16 protein-coding genes are annotated in these 19,938 nt (G+C 70.4%); 4 read left to right on the forward strand and 12 right to left on the reverse strand.

The annotated features are described in order from the left end of the window. Positions 1-15: 15 nt before the first annotated feature. From RI578_RS00450 to RI578_RS00505, 12 genes are all read right to left on the reverse strand, one after another. Positions 16-1,809 carry an ABC transporter ATP-binding protein gene (locus tag RI578_RS00450; RefSeq protein WP_310869140.1) on the reverse strand — a complete coding sequence of 598 codons (1,794 nt, stop codon included), beginning with the start codon at positions 1,807-1,809 and terminating at the stop codon, positions 16-18. Continuing rightward, positions 1,809-3,710, reverse strand: coding sequence for an ATP-binding cassette domain-containing protein (locus RI578_RS00455; protein ID WP_310869141.1), 1,902 nt, complete (start codon positions 3,708-3,710; stop codon positions 1,809-1,811). Before RI578_RS00455 ends, RI578_RS00450 begins: the two co-directional genes overlap by 1 nt. An 18-nt stretch (positions 3,711-3,728) precedes the next feature. Beyond that, a complete protein-coding gene (locus RI578_RS00460) occupies positions 3,729-5,087 on the reverse strand; it encodes a thymidine phosphorylase (RefSeq protein WP_310869142.1) in 1,359 nt (452 codons plus the stop codon). Then, positions 5,084-6,361, reverse strand: a complete 1,278-nt coding sequence (locus RI578_RS00465; RefSeq protein ID WP_310869143.1) for a DegT/DnrJ/EryC1/StrS family aminotransferase — start codon at positions 6,359-6,361, stop codon at positions 5,084-5,086. The genes RI578_RS00460 and RI578_RS00465 overlap by 4 nt, the downstream gene beginning before the upstream one ends. Further along, positions 6,267-7,418: a Gfo/Idh/MocA family oxidoreductase gene (locus RI578_RS00470; RefSeq protein WP_310869144.1), complete on the reverse strand. Its 1,152-nt coding sequence runs from the start codon at positions 7,416-7,418 to the stop codon at positions 6,267-6,269. The genes RI578_RS00465 and RI578_RS00470 overlap by 95 nt, the downstream gene beginning before the upstream one ends. A 51-nt stretch (positions 7,419-7,469) precedes the next feature. After that, complete coding sequence (locus RI578_RS00475) at positions 7,470-8,045, reverse strand: disulfide bond formation protein DsbA (protein ID WP_310869145.1); 576 nt, start codon at positions 8,043-8,045, stop codon at positions 7,470-7,472. Between the two features lie 55 nt (positions 8,046-8,100). Further along, the gene (locus RI578_RS00480) at positions 8,101-9,408 is read right to left on the reverse strand and encodes a glycosyltransferase (RefSeq protein WP_310869146.1); all 1,308 of its coding nucleotides are present in this window, start codon (positions 9,406-9,408) and stop codon (positions 8,101-8,103) included. Further along, the gene (locus tag RI578_RS00485) at positions 9,405-10,670 is read right to left on the reverse strand and encodes an MFS transporter (protein ID WP_310869147.1); all 1,266 of its coding nucleotides are present in this window, start codon (positions 10,668-10,670) and stop codon (positions 9,405-9,407) included. The genes RI578_RS00480 and RI578_RS00485 overlap by 4 nt, the downstream gene beginning before the upstream one ends. Positions 10,671-10,681: 11 nt before the next feature. Then, positions 10,682-11,920 (reverse strand): glycosyltransferase, encoded by a 1,239-nt coding sequence (locus RI578_RS00490; RefSeq protein WP_399059182.1) that lies wholly within the window; start codon positions 11,918-11,920, stop codon positions 10,682-10,684. A 64-nt stretch (positions 11,921-11,984) separates the two neighbouring features. Further along, entirely contained in the window at positions 11,985-13,364 is a 1,380-nt protein-coding gene (locus tag RI578_RS00495) for an FAD-dependent oxidoreductase (protein WP_310869149.1), read from the reverse strand. Further along, positions 13,361-13,957, reverse strand: coding sequence for a GTP cyclohydrolase II (gene ribA, locus RI578_RS00500; RefSeq protein WP_310869150.1), 597 nt, complete (start codon positions 13,955-13,957; stop codon positions 13,361-13,363). Before ribA ends, RI578_RS00495 begins: the two co-directional genes overlap by 4 nt. A gap of 838 nt (positions 13,958-14,795) precedes the next feature. Next, on the reverse strand, positions 14,796-15,479 hold the full coding sequence (locus tag RI578_RS00505; protein WP_399059184.1) for a histidine phosphatase family protein: 684 nt from the start codon (positions 15,477-15,479) through the stop codon (positions 14,796-14,798). Positions 15,480-15,705: 226 nt separating this feature from the next. Here RI578_RS00505 and RI578_RS00510 point away from each other — a divergent pair, with 226 nt between their 5' ends. From RI578_RS00510 to RI578_RS00525, 4 genes are all read left to right on the forward strand, one after another. Beyond that, the gene (locus RI578_RS00510; protein ID WP_310869151.1) at positions 15,706-16,854 is read left to right on the forward strand and encodes a dihydrofolate reductase family protein; all 1,149 of its coding nucleotides are present in this window, start codon (positions 15,706-15,708) and stop codon (positions 16,852-16,854) included. Positions 16,855-17,445: 591 nt separating this feature from the next. Then, a complete protein-coding gene (locus RI578_RS00515) occupies positions 17,446-17,865 on the forward strand; it encodes a peptidase inhibitor family I36 protein (protein ID WP_310869152.1) in 420 nt (139 codons plus the stop codon). Between the two features lie 70 nt (positions 17,866-17,935). Then, the gene (locus RI578_RS00520) at positions 17,936-18,244 is read left to right on the forward strand and encodes a hypothetical protein (RefSeq protein ID WP_310869153.1); all 309 of its coding nucleotides are present in this window, start codon (positions 17,936-17,938) and stop codon (positions 18,242-18,244) included. Next, positions 18,241-19,929: a WD40 repeat domain-containing protein gene (locus RI578_RS00525; protein WP_310869154.1), complete on the forward strand. Its 1,689-nt coding sequence runs from the start codon at positions 18,241-18,243 to the stop codon at positions 19,927-19,929. The genes RI578_RS00520 and RI578_RS00525 overlap by 4 nt, the downstream gene beginning before the upstream one ends. Positions 19,930-19,938 lie beyond the last annotated feature (9 nt).

Consider the following 19,938-nt stretch of genomic DNA (forward strand, 5'->3'; position numbering starts at 1 on the left):
ACCGTTCCGGCCAGTTCATCGGTAGCCGCGGGCCTGAAGCGTGTACAACTCCGCGTAGAGACCGCCGCGCCGCAGCAGTGTGGCGTGGTCCCCGGATTCCGCTATCCGGCCGCCCTCGACCACGACGATGAGGTCGGCCATTCCCACCGTGGAGAAACGGTGGGAAACCAGCAGCGTGATCCCGCCGTCGGCCGCCGACCTTCCGGCCTGAGCCGCATAGCGCTGGAAAAGGGCGTGCTCCGCCTCGGCGTCGAGGGCGGAGGCCGGTTCGTCCAGAACCATCAGAAGCGGCCCGTCCCGCATGAACGCGCGGCCGAGCGCCAGTTTCTGCCACTGGCCGCCGGAGAGTTCCGCCCCGTCGGTGTAGCTCCTGCCGAGACGGGTGGCCAGCCCCTCCGGCAGCGCGTCGGGCACACCGGCCGCCCGCGCGCGTGTCAGAGCCGTCCGCACGGCCTCTTCCGAGCCGGCACGGGGCAGATCGCCCACGCCGACGGCCTGCCGGACCGTGAACTCGTACCGGACGAAATCCTGGAACGCGGCCGCGGTCCGGGCCCGCCACTTCTCGGGCGGTATCCGCCGAAGATCGACGCCGTCCACGAGAACGCTCCCAGCGGTCGGCCGGTAGAGCCCGCACAGCAGCTTGACGAGCGTCGACTTGCCCGCCCCGTTCTCGCCGACGACCGCGACCACGGAGCCGGCCGGCAGGTGCAGGTCCACGTCCCGCAGTGACGGCCTCGCGGCACCCGGATACGCGAACGACAGCCCGCTCAACGTGATGCCGTGCCGCAGCCGTCGCGGCACCGCCGCCGCACGGGCCGCGGCGGGCGGCGGCTGTTCCGGTTCGCATGCCTGCCGCAGCTCCCGCATCCGCCGGTCCACCCCGGTCAGGCGCTGCAGATCGGGCACCAGCGCCACGGTCTGCGCGACCTGCGTGTTGGCCTGCGCGGCGAGCACGACGACCAGCACCACGTCGCCCACCGACTGTCGTCCGGCGACCGCCTGACGCAGCATCAGCAGCACCGCGCCCACATAACAGGCGGCGAACACCAGCTGGCTCAGGCCCCGCAGTACGGCGGCCCGGCGCTCCGCCCGCCACAGGATGTCACCGGCCCGCTCCCACAGCTCCGCGTGGCTGCCACGCGCCTCCTGCTCCAGCCGGTAGGCGAGAAGTTCCTTGGCGGAGGAGGCGTCGGTCGCCAGGCGGACCAGGTTGAGGGCACGACGGGTCGGTTCGGCGGCCGTGCCTCTGGCGTCGTCCATGAGCCGTTCGGCGTGCCGCCCCGCCAGCAGCGGCGGTACGGCGGCCAGCGGGAGCAGGAGCAGCAACGGATGCAGCAGGGCCAGCACGACAACCGTGAGCAGCAGCCCGCAGCCGAGTCCGGCCAGGGACAGCAGCGCCTGCAGCGTGTTGCGGGTCTGCGCGACCTCTCGTTCCAGCACCCCGAGCAGGTCGGCGCGGCGCGGGTCCTCGTGGCTGTCCAGGCCGGCGGTCCCGTTGGCGAGGACGATCAGTTCGTCGCCGTAGTGCAGCATGTTCAGCTCGGCGAGCTCGAAGTACGCGATGTGCGCGAAGTGTCCGCAGGTGAGCGCGGCGACGAGCAGCACGGCGACCAGCACCCCCAGCGCCACCGCCCGCCCCGCCGCGCCCTGCTGGGCCGCGTCGAACAGCCCACGCAGCCCCAGCCCCGCCAGGGGCATCGCGACGCCGCCGGCCAGCATCAGTCCGAGCGCTGTCAGCGTCCTGGCGCGGCTGTGCCGCCAGCACGTCCTCAGCAGGTCCGCGGAAGCCCGGTGCAGACCGCCGCTCATCACCGTGCTCCCGGCAGGGTCGACGGGGGGCGCATCTCGGTGAAACGGTACGCCTGGAGCCGGAACATCCGGGCGTACTCGCCGCCCGCGCGCATCAGTTCGCCGTGCGAACCCTGCTCGCTCACCCTGCCGCCCGACAGGACGACGATGTGGTCGGCGTGCCGCACGGTGGCGAAGCGGTGGGAGATCAGCACGGTGGTCACTCCGGGGCGGACGAACTCCTGGTAGAAGCGGGCCTCGGCACGTACGTCCAGACTGGCCGTGGGCTCGTCGAGGATGAGGACCCCGGCGCCGTGCCGCAGCCGGAACAGGGCGCGGGCCAGCGCCACCCGCTGCCACTGCCCGCCGGACAGCTCGGTGCCGCCGGTCAGGTGCCCTGCCAGCGGGGTGCCGAAGCCGCCGGGCAGCGCGTCCAGCACATCCGCCACACCGGCTTCGTCCGCCGCGGTACGGATCTCCCGCCGCGCCCCGGTGGTGTCCTTGCGGTGGACGCTGCCGTAGCCCACGTTGTCGAAGGCGCTGGTCTCGTACCGGTTGAAGTCCTGGAAGACGACCGCGAGCTGGGACCGCCAGACCTCCGCCGGACAGTCCCCGAGCGGTGTGCCGTCTATGGTGATCCGGCCCTCGTCGGGCTCGTACAACCGGGTGAGCAACTTGATCAGCGTGGTCTTCCCGGCGCCGTTGGCGCCGACGATCGCCGTGCACTTCCCGGCTTCGATCCTCATGTCGAGGCCCTCGAAGACGCGCCGCTCCCGGCCGGGGTAACCGAAGGAGACCCCGGAGAAGGCGATCTCCCGCCGGAGGTCGAGCGGCGGCGCCTGCGGGGTCTCCGGGTTGTCCGGCCGTGCCGGGTGACTGGCCACGCCCTCCTCGAACGCCGTCAACGCGTCATGGGCGTTCGTCCCGAGGATCGTCTGCATGTCGGACTCGGGGTAGAACTCACCGAGCCGGACGCCGATCAGCACGGCCTGCGTCGCCAGCGCCAGCCCGGTGAGCGTGGCCCCGCCCGCTCCGGCCGCCGCGACCGCCGCCAGCACCGTCGCCGTGACCACCAGGCCGAAGGCGGTGTACCGCAGATGGGGCCACAGCAGCAGGCGACGGCGCTCCGCCCAGGCCGGTGCCATCCACTCCAGGGCCACCGCGCGGTGCCGGTCGCGCAGCCAGCCGGCCAACCCGAAAATCCGGATCTCCTTGCCCGCCGCGGCGCGCGTGGCCAGATCCCGCAGATAGCGTTCCTCCCGCCGGCGCCCCACGAGCGACGCCCAGCTCGCCATGTGACCCCGCAGTCCGTGGCGGAGCGAGTGGCGCATCGCCAGCACGGCGACGCAGACCGCGAGCCCGGCGATCCAGGAGAAGCAGAACCCGATGACCCCCACACAGCCCGCCAGCTGCATTCCCCGTGCCAGCAGATGCAGCAGGCCGGCGCACGCCTTCCCGGGGCTGTCCGCGCCGGTCTCCAGCTCCCGCCGCGCCTCGCTGAGCCGCTCCAGCAGCCGGGGGTCCTCCAGCGGACCGATGCCCGGTCCGCGCAGCGAGGCCGCGATGATCCGGTCGAAGAGCGCCCCGTCCACCCGTCTGGCGACGAGCTCACCGAGCATCCCCTGCACCGTGGCGAGCACTTGCTGCGCGGTGAACGCGGCGGACGCCACCACGAACGCCGTCAGCACCCCCGACCACCGTGCCGAGCCGGTGCCCGCCTCCAGTGCGGCGGGCACCCGGCCCACCATCACACTGCTGCTGACCACGAACACCACGGGCAGTACGCCCAGTAACACGTCGCAGGCCACCGTCGCCGCCACCGGACCGCGTCCGGCCGCAGGCAGCAGCCCCGCGATCCGCCGCAGCCCGGCCCGCCGCGCGCCCGGCGCTGCCCGGCCGGAACCGGTCAGGCGGCGCCCCATCGGGCACCTCCGCGCATCTCAGGCCGCTCCCGGCTCGAAGACCCGTTGCACGGTCGCCGGCGCGACGACCCTCGTGTCACCGAGCCGGAACGCCGACTCCACCAGCGACCGAGCGGCGGCGACGTCACCGCCGTCGTAGCACAGCTCCGCGAGGACATCGCCCTTGTCGACGCGGTCCCCGACCCGGCGCCGCAGCAGCACACCGGCGCCGTGGTCCAGGGGCGCGTCGTACGTCAGCCGCCCCGCCCCGAGCAGCAGGCTCGCATGGCCCACGGAGCGGGGCTCGATCCCGGTGACCCAGCCCGATCCGGGCGCCGTGACCGTCATCCGCCGCCCGGCGGACGGCAGCCGCTCGGCCTCCAGCGCGGCGGCGTCCGCCCCCTGCGCGACCGCCCACCGCACGAACATCTCGTACGCCGACCCGTCGTCGAGGACCCGGTCGATCCTGTCCATGGCCTGCTCGTCGGTGAGCGCGGCGTCGACGCTCCGCAGCATCAGCCGGCAGACCGTCGCGCACAGGTCCCACAGTCCGGGGACGCGCTCCCCGCGGAGTACGGCCAGCGCCTGGCGGATCTCCAGCGCGTTGCCCACCGCGGGTCCGAGCGGCTGGCTCATGTCGCTCAGCACGGCCCGCGCGCTCAGCCCGAACTCGGCGGCCAGGTCGAGCATCGTGCGGACCAGCTCGGTCGCGCGGTCCCGTTCCTGGATCAGCGCTCCGGCGCCCGTCTTGACGTCGAGGACCAGCCCGTCGGCCCGTACGGCGAACTTCTTGCTGATGATGCTGGCCGCGATCAGCGGGATGCTCTCCACGGTGCCGGTGACGTCGCGCAGCGCGTAGGTGGCGCCGTCACCCGGTGTCAGATCGGCGCTCTGGCCGGTGAGGACCATGCCGACGGAGGTGAGCATCGGCACGATCTCTTCGATCGGGATCGTGGTCCGGAGTCCTTTGATCGACTCCAGTTTGTCGAGCGTGCCCCCGGTGAAGCCGAGGGCCCGGCCGGTCATCTTCGCCACCGGGACACCGCACGCCGCGACCACCGGCACCACGATCAGTGTGGTGGTGTCCCCCACGCCGCCCGTGCTGTGCTTGTCCACGACCGGGCCGTCCACCCGGCTCAGGTCCAGCCGGCCACCGCCGATGGTGTGGGCCCGCGTCAGGGCCGCCAGTTCCGCCGTGGACAACCCCTGGCAGGCGATCGTCGCGAGCCAGGCCGCCATCTGGTAATCCGGAATCCGGCCGTGGACGTAGTCCGTGACGACGCCCTCGATCTCCCCGGCGTCCAGGACCGCTCCGGCGCGTTTGCGGTTGGTCGAGCCGATGACCCGGGCGGACGCCGCGGCGTCCTTGAGGTCACCGGCCGACGGGACGGGACTCATGCGGGCTCCTTCCGCGCTCCGGACGCCAGATGGGCGGCGACCTTGTCGGTGACGGCCCGTACGGCGGCCAGGTACCGCTCGTCCTCCTCCTCGAAGCCCGCCGGGGCACAGGGCACCGAGATCTTGAAGGTGCGCGCCGCGAGACGCTCGGCCACCGGGAACTCCGTCCGCACACAGGCCCGGTCGTAGGTGGTCACCGGCGACATCGGATGCCGGAACAGATGCAGCGTGTGCAGCGGCGACGTCGCCTTCGGGATGTCGACGTCGTCCAGCCCCTCGGCGTTGCACGCCGCCACCAGCCGGTCCCGGCCGCCCGGAACCCGGTCGGGATCGACGTCGAAGAGCAGCGCGTAGTGGGCCGAGGTCCGCTCCGGCGTCGACAGCGTCAGCGGCATGACCCCATCGATCCGCCCGAAGAGTCCCGCGATCTCCTCCGCGAACACCTGCTTCCCCTTGATCCAGGACGGCAGTTCGGCGATCTGGCCCACCGCGAAGGCGACGCCCAGGGGATGCGCCCGGTACTTCAGGCCCAGACCGGTCACGGAGTACGGATAGAGCGGCCCCTGCGGATCCATCTCCTTCATCGCCCGTTTGTTGAAGTGCCCCAGCAACTGCGCCCGGTCGTACACTTCCCGGCTGCGGGTGGCCAGCACGCCGCCCTCGCCGGCGGCGACGAGCTTCTGGGTCTGCAGACTCCAGGCCGCGGCCGCGCCGAAGGTGCCGACCGGGCGCCCCCGGTAGGTCGCGCCGTGCGCGTGGGAGCAGTCCTCGACCAGTGCCAGCCCGTGCTCCTCGGCGAAGGCCACGACAGCGTCCATGTCACACGGCAGACCCCACATGTGCGTGATGACGACCGCTTTCGTGCGCTCGGTGACCAGCCCCGCCGCGGCCTCCGGGTCGAATGAGCCGTCGGGCCGGCAGTCGGCCAGCACCGGCAGCGCGCCCAGCTGGAACAGCGAGGCGGAAGTGGCGAAGAAGGTGTACGACGGGCAGAGAACCTCGTCGCCGGGGCCGAGGCCGATGCCATAGAACGCCGAATGCAACGCCGCGGTACCGGAGTTGGTCACCAGGCTGTACGGAAGGTCATGCGCGGTCGACCAGGCGTCCTCGAACTCCGCCACCACACCGGAGCGGTCGTACAGCGACAGCTTGCCGCTCTCCAGTTGCTTCAGAACGCGCTCAGACCACTCCGATCGCCGCTTCGGCCATGGATACTCCGTCGACCGGCTCAGTACCGGCTGTCCCCCGTCGATGGCCAGATCCGAAACGGGCATCCTGAGTCTCCTCGTGCAGCGGTCGTACGGAGGTCTGTAGGGAAATGGAGCGGTAGAGCGACTCGATGGTGGCAGTGACGCGTACACCGTCCTGCACTTCGCGTTCGGTGAAGTCCGGGTCGGAGAGGTGGTCGAGCGTGCTCACCAGCACGCCGGACGCCGGATCCCAGGAACGTTCACCGGTCAGCCGCTCGACCAGGTGATGCGAGCGGTCGAACCGCTCGAGACGGTCCCGGGTGAGCTCGATGTGCCCGTCGGAACCGTAGACGCGTATCAACTCGCTCTTCCTGGACTCACAGAGCGAGAGACGGAGCACCCCGGTGACACCGTTCGGATAGGTCAGTGTCGACAGGGTGGTCTCTTCGATGTCGTAGGCGGCGTCCGGAACCAGCTTGGGCGCCGCGCTCGCGTAGACGAGTGACGGCATGCCGAAGAACCAGTGGAGCAGATCGATGATGTGGTACCCCATATCGATGATGGCCCCGCCGCCGGAGGTCTTCGCCTCGGCCCGCCAACCGGACTGGTAGGCGTCGGTACTGAGCTGGTAGGTGGCGTCGAAGTGCCTGACGGCACCGATCCGTCCCAGCGCTTCCTTCGCCCCCAGGTACAGCGGGTGATGGCGCCGCTGGACGCAAAGCCTCAGGTGGCCGTCGTGTTCCCGGACGGCCGCAGCGAGATCCCGGGCCTCCGCCAGCGACAGGGCGAAGGGCTTCTCCTTCAGCACGGGGATACCGCGGCGGCACAGCTCCAGAGTGATCTCGTGGTGGGTGTGGTGCGGTGTGGCGACGATGACGAGGCCGGGGTCCACAGCATCCAGCAGGGACGCGTGATCGGAGAAGAACCTCGGACGGGCGGCGTGTCCGTTCCTGGCGAGTGCCTGCGTCAGACGCGTTTCCGCGGCCGGATCCACATCACACGCCGCGACCAGTTCGATGCGTGAGGACAGGCCGACGAGGGCGGGTACGTAGTCGTCCACGGTCCTGTGGCCGGCGCCGATGACGGCACAGCGAATGACAGGTGAGCCTGGCAAGTTGACCGACCCCTTCCAGCGAATCATGTGACATTCATGGAGAAACCTCAGCCGGTGAGCAGGAGAGGGCGCGGGCGGTCAGGCCCGGGCCCGCTTCAGTTCGCTGAAGGCGGTGACGGCGGAGAGGGCGGCGATGCTGTCGTAGAGACGGGCGGACTCCTCCCCCGCCGGTACGGCGGTGAGGATCGGGCCGAAGAAGCCGGGGGTGTCACCGAACGCCACGATGGGGGTGCCCGACTCCTGGCCCACCCGGCCCTGCCCCTCCTCGTGGGACGCCCTCACGGCCGCGTCCCACGCCGGGTCATCGGCCGCGTCCGCCAGTCCAAGGGGCAGGCCGGCCGCGGTCACCGCCCGGCCGATGGTCCCGTCGTCCCACTCTCCGGCCTTGTCGTGCACGCGGGTTCCCAGTTCGGTGTAAAGGGCGTCCACCACCTCGTTCCCACCGTGCTCGGCGGCCGCTGCCAGCACGCGCAGCACGCGCGCCCCGCGCCGGTGCCCTTCCCGGTACTGGCTCGGGACGTCGTCCCGGTCCTCGTTGAGGACGGCGAGGCTCATCAGCCGCCAGGTCACCTTCTCGCCCCGGACGGCCGCCTCGGACCGCAGCCAGCGCGAGGTGCGCCAGGTAAAGGGACAGGTGGGATCGAACCACATCATCGCGCCCATTGTGCGCCCTTCCAGTTCGGAGTTGTCGTTCTCGGCTGTGGGCCGGTCAACGGCCGGCGCCTCGGGAAGCACCGGTGAACGCGGCCGTTTGACGCAGCGTTCCGGCGCGGGACAGGAAACGCTCCTCGACCGTGGCCCGCGCGGCCTTGCTCCAGCGGAGCCGGCCGGCCTCGTCCGTCAGCGATCTACGGACCGTCTCCGCCCACGGTCCACCGCCGTCGGTGTAGGGCGTGAGGAGACCGTTGACGTCGTGCTCCATCTGCTCGCTGATGCCGTCGATGTCGGATCCGACGACCACGGCGCCCCGCCACATCGCTTCGGCCACGGTCAGTCCGAAGCTCTCCCGGACACTGTTCTGCACCACCGTCCGGGCGTACCGCCGCAGTACGTTCAGCGCGAGGTCCTCGCCGGTGCGCCGCAGCGGGCCGAACCGCCAGACGTGGACCCGTTCACGCACTGGTCCCGCCAGTTCCTCGCGGGCCCGCATGAGTTCTCCCCACACCTTCCGGTTCACCGGGTAGTTCTCCCGGTCGTCGATGTGCGGGCCGACGAGTACGAGCTCCACGTCCGGCTCCTGCCGCGCCAGGTCCGCGAAGGCCCGGACCACGCCGAGTTGTCCCTTCAGCGGGTCCCAGCGGGACACCTGGAGCACGAAGGGCGACTCGGGGGCGCGCAGGCCACCGGTGCCGTGATCGTCCAGGAAGATATGGGTGTCTTCCCCGCCGATGTCCGCCGGCCCGGCGGTGCCGCGGGCCGCGTGGACGTCGGACCACAGCGCGGCGTAGGTCTCCTCCGGCAGGTCCCGGTTCTTCCACGATCGCGGGTCGATTCCCGGCGGGACGACGAGGATCCGCTCGTCGTCCTCCCAGCCCGGCCAGATCAGGCCGCGATGCGGGAACAATAGGTGGTCCACGACGTCCAGTTGAGGCCGGAGGAAGGAGACGGCGTCCTGGTCGATCATGTCCAGGTGCTCGGAGCCGACGTGACAGCGCCAGGCGATCCTCGGCGTCACGGGGCGGATCGCGGCCGCCAGGTTGAGCACCATGGGGTCGTGCAGGACGACCACGTCGGCGTCCCGGGCCGCCGCCACCACGGCTTCGGCGTTCGCGCCGAGGAACCGTTCGACGCCCGAACGCACCCGGTCCTCCGGGAAGTCGCCCACCGGCACGCCGTACAGGGCGTTGTGCAGGACGAACGCGGCGTCGTGGGCCTCGTCCAGATCGTTCGCCGTGACCCATCGGGGCTGCCATCCGGACTCGACGAGGTAGGGCAGCTCGCTGCGGACGACCTCACTGACCCCACCCAGCTTGTCGGTGGTGCTGACGTGAAGGATGCGCGGTCCGTCCGAGGTCATGTGTTGCTCCTCTTCGATTCGGGATACAGGACACGTGCGGGAAACGCCCTCTCGCAGGCGACGAAGCCCAGTCCGCCGAGCGCGACGAGTGCGCCCAGTACCAGCCACAGGGCCAGGCTGTTCCACTGCAGGAGCGCGCCGACGACGGCGGGACCGCCGACGCTGGAGACGGTCCACGACATCTGGAAGACCGACGAGTACCTGCCGCGCAGCGGCACCGGCGCGGCCTCCATCGACAGCGACTGGGCCGGCGGACCGGCGGACATCTCGCCGACGGAGAAGAGCATGATGCCGACCAGCGCGAGCCCCGTCGCGACCGCCCGGGAGCCGCTGCCCGCGCCCGCGAACACGGCGAAGGCGAGCAGGAAGGCACAGGCCCCGACGAGCACCGCCCGGGTGCGCCGCAAGCCTGCCAGGGAACGCGAGACGACCGTCTGGAACAGCACGGTCATGGCCGTGTTCACCGCGAACGCCACGGAGGGCACCCACGGAGGCAGGCCCAGCGTGTCGACGAAGTAGAACGGCAGCACGACGCTGGGCAGCAGCCACGCCACGGTCAGCGCGGTGTGCGCCACGGTCATCGCGACGTACGGGCGGTCTCCCAGAACCATCCGCCATCCTCCGGACCCGGCCGCCGGTTCCGCGTCCGGGCCCCCGGGGCCGTCCGCGTCCCCCACGGCGTCCTGCGGGTTCATGCGCAGCCGGAAGAACACCACGGCCGACAGGAAGGAGGCGGCCACGGCGACGATCAGGATCGCCCGGAGCGTGCCTACGTCACCGGCGGCGAGAGCGACGGCGGCGGTCGCCGCGCCGAGGCCGAGGGCGGCGCTCTTGAAGGCGTTGACGACCGCGAACCAGCGGTCCAGCGTCTCCCCCTCGGCGACCTGTTCCGCGATGAACACCGGCCAGCCGACCCAGTACAGGCGCTGCGAGAAGGAGATGAACGCGACCGCCGCGACCAGCTGGAACCAGCCGTGGATGTCGACGAGTCCCAGGTAGCCGAGCCCGCAGCACGCGTTGGCCAGCACGAGGGTTCGCTGGGCACCCCAGCGGTCGGCCGCACTGCCGGCCACGGGATTCAGCACCAGGGCGACGAGACCGCCCCCGGTCAGGATCAGGCCGATCTGTGCGACCGGCAGATCGGTGCTGAGCGTGAGGTAGAGGAATGTGAGGGGGTAGAAGGCCCCGGCGGCGAGCGTGTCCACGAGCAGGACACCGAGCATGATCTTCCGCTGGGGGGTGTCGGCCAGTGGTCTCCGCATGGCCTTTCCGGTCACCGTGGGCCGTTCCCGTCAAGGAAGGCGACCCGCACCGCGCCGCCGATCCGGCGGGCCTCGGTGAGGAGGTCGCCGGACCAGCGTTCCCACAGTCCGCGCAGCCGGGACGTGATCACCACGAGGTCGGCGGAGCCCGGTTCGAGCACGGTGCGCAGGCCGACCGCGTGCAGGGCCGTCGCGCCGTCCGCCGCCACGTCGTCCTCCGGCCACTCGTCGAAGTCGACGAACGTGCACGCCACGCCGCTGCCGGAAGCGCCGAGGGTCCGCAGGCCTCCCGCGCCCATGACCACCACCCGGGTCGGCCGGCTGCCGTCCGGCAGCGGTTCGGCCACCAGACGCGTCACCTCCTGGCGTACGTCGATGTCGCGGGCCTGCTCGGTCCAGTCGAGCAGTCGCCGGTACTCGTACTCCAGCGGCGGGTCGTAGTGGTTGCGGGAATACATCGCCCCGTACAGCTCCATGACCGGAGAGGGATGCTTCTCCCACAAGGTCCAGGAGTTGGCGCAGTTGCTGCTGCGATTGCCGTCCAAGTCCCGTTCGTGCGGGCTCTCCAGGGCCCACGCCCGGTGCGACAGGACGATCGGCATTTCCCGCCGGTGGACGCGGAACCCGAACTCCAGGTCCTCCCCGCCCCAGGAACGGAAGTCCTCGTCGAAGCCGCCGACCGCGTGGAAGTCGGCTGCGGGCAGGGACATGTTGAGCGCCCACACGTTCATCCAGGGGGCGGCAAGACGCCTCAGGTCGAAGCCCACCTTCTCCAGGTCGTCGTGGCGCAGGTCCCGGAACTCGGCCTGGTCGGCGTAGGTACGTACCACCTCCTCGGGTTCGTTGCCGGCGATGGCCTCCGTGAGCCCCGGGAACGGCCGGTACGGGTTGTAGCCGTAGGTGTAGCCCAGCACCAACCGGCCGACGGCCTCGCCGTGTTCGTGTGCCGAGACGTGCTCGGCGATGAAGTCGGGTCCGACCAGGGCGCCGGTGTCGAGGAAGACGAGCAGGGGGGCGCCAGCCAGCCGGGCGCCGCCGTTGCGTACGGCGGCGGCCCGGAAACCCAGGTCCTCCTGCCTATAGGAGACGATCCTCAGTCTGGTGGCGAACGATTCGACCACCTCGGCGGTGTGGTCGGACGACCCGTCGTCGGCGACAACCACCTCGAACCGTTCCGGCGCGAACCGCTGCCGCGCGAGCCCGTGAAGTTGCTGCCGGAGAAGTTCGGCCCGATTGTAGGTCGGTATCACCACGGAAACCTGCGCATCGGGTGGTTGCGTCATCGCTGTCCTTCGCTGTGGGTCAGAGCCGCGCTCAGGCGGGAGCGGGTACCGACAGGGCGGGATGCGCCGGTCCGAAGACGCCGTCGGGATCCACGCGTCGTCTGACGTCCTGGATGGACCGGCTCGTGTCGTCGGCCATCCGGCCGGGACGGTCCAGGTCGACCGGATCGCTGGCGTAATTGACGTAGTCGGCGTGCCCCTCACCGTGGAGGGACCAGGGACGGGTCAGCCGGCTGATGCCGCGTGCCCAGTCCCGCCGGGCGTCGTCCTGGGCCGGATCACGCCAGATCGCCATCGCCAGCACGGTGTACGCCGCGTCGCGGAAGGTGATGGCCCCCGGTTCCTCGGCGTCGGGCACGGCCCCGCCGAGCGGTGTGATGATGACCGTGTCCTCGACGCCGTCTCCGCAGCCGCCGCTCGCGTACTGGTCGACGAGCCCTTCGGCCAGTTCTCCGGGCAGCGCGGTGAGCGAGGACGTGGACCAGTAGTGCCGTAGGCCGAAGTCGGTCTCGCCCAGTGAGGCCTGCATGGACAGGTAGGAGCGGGGACCGAAGTCCTTGCCGGTCAGAGGCGCACAGGCCATCATGCGCTCGATCCGTCGTACGACCGCCTCGTCTCCGCCGGAGTAGAAGACGTTGGCGACGACGGACCGGACGGCCGGGTCACCCCAGGGTTCGAGCATCAGCAGGCAGGTCATGTCCGCGGGCGCGTCCGCCATCAGCTCGGTGAACGCCGCCATGACCGGGGTCGCGTACCGCAGCGGATAGGCGAACCGGCCTCCGTACACACGCGGCACGGGCGCGAGCCGGAAGGTGAACTCGTCGACGACCCCGAGGCCGTGTCCCGCGCCTCGCAGCAGCCGGTTCAGCTCGGCGTCGTGCTCGGCGTCGATCCACCGTCGTCGTCCGTCGCCCGTGACCATCCGGTACGACTCCACCCGATCGCAGGCCAGGCCCAGGCTGCGGGTGAGGTAGCCGAGCCCGCCGCCCAGGGTGAGCCCAGCGACGCCCGTGGACCCCACCGTGCCTCCCGTGGTGGCGAGCCCGTACCGCGCGGCGGCGGCGTCGATGTCGTCCCAGGTGGCACCGCCCTGTACACAGGCGAGGGCCCGTACCGGGTCGACCGTCACACCGCGCATCAGCTTGAGGTCCATCACGAGGCCGCCGTCGTTGGAGCCCGATCCCGCGACGTTGTGTCCGCCTCCCCGGACGGTGACGGTCGTACCCGCTTCACGCGCGGCCAGGACGACAGCCGCGATCTCGCGGCTGTCGACCGGCAGACAGATCACGGCCGGCTGTCGGTCGTGCATGCCGTTGAACATGCCCCGCAGTTCGTCGTAGCGGGGGTGTCCGGTGGTGACGACCCGTCGGGGACACAGTTCCTCGAGGCGTTCGGCCAGCGAGGGGTTCACGAAGCGGTCCTCGGTTCGAAGGCGATCCGGTGCCCCGCGAAGTCCACCTTCGTCCGGAGGTAGTGGTCGTTGAAGGGGTTGACGTGGCAACCCGTCGGCACGGACTCGGCCACTCTGATGCCGTGCTCCGACAGTTGCCGTTGTTTGTCGGGGTTGTTCGTCACCAGCCGGATCTCGTCGTGGCCCAGGGCGGACAGGACCGCGGCCGCGACCCCGTAGTCCCGCGCATCGTCCGGCAGGTTCAGCTTCCGGTTGGCCTCGAAGGTGTCGACGCCCGAGTCCTGGAGGACGTAGGCGTCCAGCTTGTTGTAGAGGCCTATGCCCCGGCCCTCCTGACGGAGGTAGAGAAGAATTCCGCCCTGAGCCGCGAACATCGCTAAGGACTCGGCGAGTTGCGGACCGCAGTCGCAGCGCAGCGATCCGAAGACATCACCCGTGAGGCACTCCGAGTGCAGGCGGACCAGCGGCACGGGGCCGGGGTCGCCGAACACGAGGGCGAGGGGTTCCTTGTCGACGGGCCAGTCGGGCGGCAGCCCCCGGAAGGAACGGACGGTGGGAATGGCCTCCGATCCGTCCGGAAGGGCGATCGGCATCTTCACCGTGGTGCGGATGGTTAACGAAAACCTGTCCTGATCGCCTTTCACCGCATGCGTGACCTGGGTCATCCGTGGTTCCTTTCTCACAGAACGGCGTTGTGTGCATCTCGTGCGTGAGTGAGTTCATGCCGGGCGGGCGGCAGCGGCACCGCGACCGGCCCGTCCCGGCGGTCACCGCATGGAAGCGAAGGTGACCGCGGGACGGCATGGGTGGCCGTGCTGGGCATGCGCCGATGCCACGGGCGTGCACGGCCTGGAGGCGAACTGCGTCATCGGCCGGCCTTGATCGGTGCGCACACCAGTGCTCACCAGGACTTCCGAGAGTTCGTCCGGTGCGGGCCGGGCCAGTACCGACGCGTGATGGTGAGGGTCAAAGACAGCAGGCGGACGCGCCTCTGAGGCGTGGCGTCACTCTGCTGACAACGGCCGTCAGGGACCGTGGGAAAAGCCGGCCAGGGGCAGGTGTCCCCGTGTCCGACGCGTACGGAAACCTACGGTGCTGAGATGATCATGATGTTCTGGTGCAGCCATGACAGCGTTCGATTCCCCCGTCGACAACCAAAGTGACGCTACGTCAATGCATGGGCCCCGATACGGACATAGAACACGCGCTCCCGCAGCCTGCCACTCGGGAGCGCTCCCACGAGCCTTGCACGGAGGTTTTGCCCGCGTCAACAGACCTTGTCCCGGCCTCTGTTCGGCCGCCCCGGCAGGCCGGACCCGCGGACCCGGAACACCCCGGGTCGGAGGCGTTCGCACGGCTTCACGCGAGCACCGGCGGAGCACGGCGACAGGCCGCGGCCCGCCGGGGCACCGACTTCCCGTAGCGGCGCTTTCAGCGCAGATGCGACGTGTCGTTGAAAACGCGCATGGATGCCTTCAATCCGACGCAAGAAACACCCGAGAAGGACGCCGGGGCCAGCTCCATGGCGAACAGCGATGCGCCGGGTGCTCCGAGCGCCAGCTGTATCAGCACCTTGATCGGCGTGACGTGGCTGACGACCAGGATCGTCCGGCCCCGGTACCGGGAGATCAGGTCGTCCCTGACCCCGGCCATCCGCCGTGCCACATCGGCGAAACTCTCCGTGCTCCCGGTGGGCGCCGTCCCGGTCGACGCGTGCCACGCCGCCAGGTCCTCGGGGAAACGGGACCGCACCGCGTCGTAGGTCAGCCCTTCCCAGTCTCCGAAGTCGGCCTCCCGGAGTCCATCCTCGACCACCAGGTCCAGGCCGAGCCGGCGGGCGACGACCGCGGCGGTCTCACGGCAGCGCCGGAGCGGGGAGCAGACCACCGCCTCGACGCCGGCGCCCGCCAGGAGCGTGGCCCCGGCGGCGCGGTCCGCTTGCCACCGCCCCACGTCGGACAGCTCGGGGTCAGTGCCGCCGCTCCCGGAGAAGCGCTTCTCCGGAGTCAGGGCGGTCTCGCCGTGACGCAGCATCAGCAGGGTCGTACGGGGCTCCGCGCTCTCCCCCGGGGAGGCCCACCCGCTGCCGCCCGAAAGGACGTGCGTCGGCGTCACGGGTCCAGCGTCCGGATACGGATTCGTTGTCGAGGTCATCCGCACAGGCTAGCCCTGGGTTCCAGCCATCAAGGCGACGCAGACCGTTTCACCAACTCCCTTATGGTGCAGGCTTGTTACCTTCTCAGAGCCCGGGATCCCCGGCCGTACCCGGACACCGCCCGTACGTCCGCCGCGGCGGACCGGGCTCCAGCGTGAATCCTCACAGAACAGAACGGATGATCCGATGACCAGCCGCCCGTACGTCGTGCTGTCCGCCGCGAGCAGCGTCGACGGCTATCTGGACGACCCCACCGACCAGCGACTGCTGCTGTCCAACGCTGAGGACTTCGACCGTGTGGACGAAGTGCGGGCGGGCGCCGACGCGATCCTGGTCGGCGCCACGACCCTGCGCCGCGACAATCCACGTCTCCTGGTGAACAGCGAGGAACGCCGAGCCGCCCGGCTGGCACGCGGCCTGCCCGCGCATCCGCTGAAGGTCACCGTCACGGCTTCCGGCCGGCTCGACCCCGGCCTCATGTTCTGGCGGCACGGGGACAAGAAGCTCGTCCTCACCGTCGATTCCGCGCTCGAGAGGGTCCGGACGGATCTGGACGGACTGGCCGACGTGGTGAGCACCGGCGCCGAGCTCGACTGGGGCCGGGTCCTCGACGAACTCGGCCGCCGGCACGTCAAGCGGCTCGTCGTGGAGGGCGGGGGCACTGTGCACACCCAGTTGATGGCACAGGACCTGGCCGACGAGCTGCACCTGGCCGTCGCCCCGCTGCTCGTGGGACAGCCAGGGGCGCCGAGATTCCTCGGCCCGGCCGACTACCCCGGCGGCCCCACCGCGCGGATGCGGCTGCTGGAGACGAGGGCGACCGGCGATGTCGTGCTGCTCCGCTACGCGCCGAAGGAACGGGTCCCGGCAGCCGGCCCCACCCGTGAGCGTGACCTCCATTGGATGCGCAAGGCGATCGAACTGGCCGGGAAGTGCCCTCCTTCCGAGGGCGCGTACTCCGTCGGCGCGGTGATCGTCGGTGCCGACGGCACCGAACTGTCCCACGGATACAGTCGCGAGGGCGATCCGCACGTCCATGCGGAGGAGTCAGCGCTCGCGAAGCTGCCGGCCGGTGATCCGCGGCTGCGGACGGCGACGATCTACACCACCCTGGAACCCTGCTCCCAGCGCCGGTCGCGCCCGCATCCGTGCGCTCAGCTCGTGCTCACCTCCGGTCTCCTGCGGGTCGTGATCGCCTGGCGCGAACCCTCACTGTTCGTGGACGACTGCGTGGGCGTCGAGCGACTCCGGGCGGCCGGGGTGACGGTGGTGGAGCTGCCCGAACTCGCCGTGGACGCGAAGGCGGCCAACACGCATCTACTCGGCACTGGCTGACCGCGGAACCCCGGCCATGCCGCACCCACCGGTTCGCGGACACCGGCCGTATCCGTCGTCGGTGTTTTCCGGAGGTGAGCCTCGGGGCCGGGGCCGAACCCGGTGCGGGCCGCGCCGCCGACGCAGTGCTCGGAGTCGTCAATCAGCCAACCACGTAAGCACACGCCTTTTCTTAACCCACAAGCGAAACATGCGGGTCGCCGTGTCTGGCCTGAGCTGCGACGACGCGGCCGGACTTCCTCGGTCCGCAGGGCGCGACCACCTGGCCACCGAGCCCGCCGGAAGCCACCCCATAGCGAAGAAACGGGAAATCCTGCCCCCAGGCGCCAAGGCGGGAAAGTCGCTGTTCCCGGCCCGCCTCCGCGATCTACGTTTGCGGTCGTGCCGGGGTGAAAGACACCTCGCTGCCGCACCGCTCACCTTCCCGCGGAAGTGAGCACGAGGAGCTCACCCGTCACCCGCCGTGTCCCGCTCTGCGGACACGAGTCTCTCCAAACCCATCGGTTCAACGGTCACGGCTGCCACGGAGCCATGGCCGTCATCACTGGCAACAACGACCATTGATCGCCTAACGACGAAGGACTTCACGAGATGAACAAGCTCGCCGCAGGCAACCGCACGTCCGCTCGCCCCTCCCGAACGCGCCTGGCAGCCACCGGAATCGTGTCGGTGGCCGCGCTGGGCATGCTCGCCCTCCCCCCTGCCACGGCCCACGCCGCCCAGTCGGCCGACTGCCCCTCCAGTGCTCTGTGCCTGTACTCCGGGCAGAACTTCGGAGGCGAACTCCTGACGTTCTCCTCGCTGACCAGCAGCGGCACCTGCGTCAGCCTCGTCGACCACGGATGGGCCGGACGGGTCGAGTCCGTGACCAACACCCACACCACCAGTGCGGCCCTCTTCCCGAGCGACGACTGCCTGGGCGGCCCGAGCCGCATCGACGCGGGGGCGAGCATCGGGGACCTCGGCTCCTTCGTCCCGCTGAGTGCCTGGGTACCCGGCCGGACGAACTGACCGGCGCCCTGAGTAGCTGCCCCGTCGTCCTGGTCCCGAGGGACGGGCGGCAGCCGGGAGGCTCGACCGGGTGATCACTGCCGGCCGCGGGCAGGGAGACAGGGCTTCCTGGCAGCTCGGGGTGGTGAAACCGCAGCTCGGGGTGGTGAAACCGACCGAGATCCAGGAGGCCCTGTCGCCGCGGCTGTCCTTGATCGCCCTTCGAGAGCGTGCGAGTGATCTGGTGGTGCGCGAACCCGGTCTCCGCGTCGGCACGGCATCCGCCTGCGCAAGGTGCTGTCCACCGTCGCCGCACGTGAACCCCGACAACTACTGGGATCTGAAGGCCAAGGCAGCCAAGACCTGTCACACTATTGCTCTCGAAGGGATACTCCCGTGATACGCCACCGCGGCCCCATCAGCGGCATCGCCGCATACGACAGCACCTATGTGGCCACCGCCGGATACGACAACCAAGTCGTGCTCTGGAACGCCGCCGACCGGCAACCTCTGGCCCGCGGGGTCCACGACCACCTGGCCAACCAAGTGTCCTTCAGCCCCGACGGCAAGTACCTGCTGACCTCCTCCAGCGACTACACGGCGCGGCTGTGGTTGCTCCCAGACCTGAAGCTTCTCACGGTCTTCTCGAAACATGACGACGACGTGGAGATGTCGGTCTTCCACCCGACCGAGCCACTGATCGCCACGGCCTCGCGCGACCACCGGGTGCGGGTGTACGCCTTCGACGGGGAGCTGCGGGCCGTCTTCGAGGGGCACACCGCGGACGTCATCTCCGTCGAGTGGGCCGGTGCTGGGGACGAGCTGATCTCGTCCAGTGACGACGGCACGATCAAGCGCTGGTCGCTGAGCACAGGCGCGAAGGTGGCGGACGTCGACCTGGGCGGAGTCGAGACGGACACAGTTGCCCTGGCCTCCAACGGCATTGTCTACGCGGGTAACGACGACGGTGAGATCGTCCTGGTCCGGGACGAGGGCACGACCATGCACCCGGCGCACGAGGCGGGCATCAAGCGGTTGGTCTACAACTCGGCCCGGGACCTGCTGGTCAGCCTCAGCTACGACCGGACACTGCGGGTCTGGGACACCTCCGACGGGCTGGCCCCCGTCGCCTCCTCGTCGCTGCCGAGTGACGTGTGGCCCCGCTCGTGCGCGTTCCTTGACGGCAACACGCTGGTGTTCGCGACGTTCGGCACCTCATACGCTACCTACCGCATCGACGACGCCTCCTGGGATCTGGACGGGGTGGACGACACGCCCGGTGTCAACGCCGTCATCGCCCGCCGAGGAGCCCGCCTCACCATCGGCGACGCCGGCACCCTCCGGGAGGACGGCACGGAGCGGGCCAGGACCGGCAGTCTCTGCAACTTCCTGACCGAGGTCGGGGGCCGCGTGGTCACCGGCGGCCAGATGGGGGCGATCTTCGACGCCTTCAGCGGCAAGGTGCTGCACCAGCACCGCTCGCCCCTCAACTGCGGAGCTGCATGGGTTCGCGACGGGCTGCCGCACGTGGTGATCGGCACGTACACGGGGGAGGGCCTGGTCTTCTCCCTGCAGCCCGACGGAGAGTTCCGGCTGGAGACGACGCTGAACCTGCACGGGAACGCGGTCAAGGGCATCGCGGTGAGCGGCGACTCGATCTTCTCGGTCTCGGCGGACGCCGAGGCGGCGTGGTTCTCCATCTCCTCCCTCACCGAGACGGGACGCGCACCGGAGGCCCACGACAAGATCGCCAACGGCTGCGTCGGCCTCGGTGACGGAGCCTTCGCCAGTGTGAGCCGCGACCTGAAGCTGCGGATATGGACCGGCAGGGACGCCGTTACGCTTGACACCCCGCACGACCACTCGATCAAGTGCGTCAGCGCCTCGGCGGACGGCCGCTACATCGCCACCGGCTCTTACAACGGGCTGGTTGCCGTCCACGACCGCGCCGACGGAACCTGGCCGACGGTCACCCGCCCCACCACGGCCGGTATCTCCTCGCTGCACTACGACGGCGAGGCGAGGACCTTCCTCGCCGGCTCCTACGACAGCAACGTCTACGAGATCCCTCTGGGGCAGGGATGACGCAGGCGG

Source organism: Streptomyces sp. BB1-1-1 (assembly GCF_031597775.1).
GTDB lineage: Bacteria > Actinomycetota > Actinomycetes > Streptomycetales > Streptomycetaceae > Streptomyces > Streptomyces thinghirensis.

Bases quoted from the DNA above. Each gene is read 5' to 3' on its own strand.
- RI578_RS00450 (WP_310869140.1), bottom strand. From the start codon at position 1,809: ATGAGCGGCGGTCTGCACCGGGCTTCCGCGGACCTGCTGAGGACGTGC.
- RI578_RS00455 (WP_310869141.1), bottom strand. From the start codon at position 3,710: ATGGGGCGCCGCCTGACCGGTTCCGGCCGGGCAGCGCCGGGCGCGCGG.
- RI578_RS00460 (WP_310869142.1), bottom strand. From the start codon at position 5,087: ATGAGTCCCGTCCCGTCGGCCGGTGACCTCAAGGACGCCGCGGCGTCC.
- RI578_RS00465 (WP_310869143.1), bottom strand. From the start codon at position 6,361: ATGCCCGTTTCGGATCTGGCCATCGACGGGGGACAGCCGGTACTGAGC.
- RI578_RS00470 (WP_310869144.1), bottom strand. From the start codon at position 7,418: ATGATTCGCTGGAAGGGGTCGGTCAACTTGCCAGGCTCACCTGTCATT.
- RI578_RS00475 (WP_310869145.1), bottom strand. From the start codon at position 8,045: ATGATGTGGTTCGATCCCACCTGTCCCTTTACCTGGCGCACCTCGCGC.
- RI578_RS00480 (WP_310869146.1), bottom strand. From the start codon at position 9,408: ATGACCTCGGACGGACCGCGCATCCTTCACGTCAGCACCACCGACAAG.
- RI578_RS00485 (WP_310869147.1), bottom strand. From the start codon at position 10,670: ATGCGGAGACCACTGGCCGACACCCCCCAGCGGAAGATCATGCTCGGT.
- ribA (WP_310869150.1), bottom strand. From the start codon at position 13,957: ATGCCGATCGCCCTTCCGGACGGATCGGAGGCCATTCCCACCGTCCGT.
- RI578_RS00510 (WP_310869151.1), top strand. From the start codon at position 15,706: ATGACCAGCCGCCCGTACGTCGTGCTGTCCGCCGCGAGCAGCGTCGAC.
- RI578_RS00515 (WP_310869152.1), top strand. From the start codon at position 17,446: ATGAACAAGCTCGCCGCAGGCAACCGCACGTCCGCTCGCCCCTCCCGA.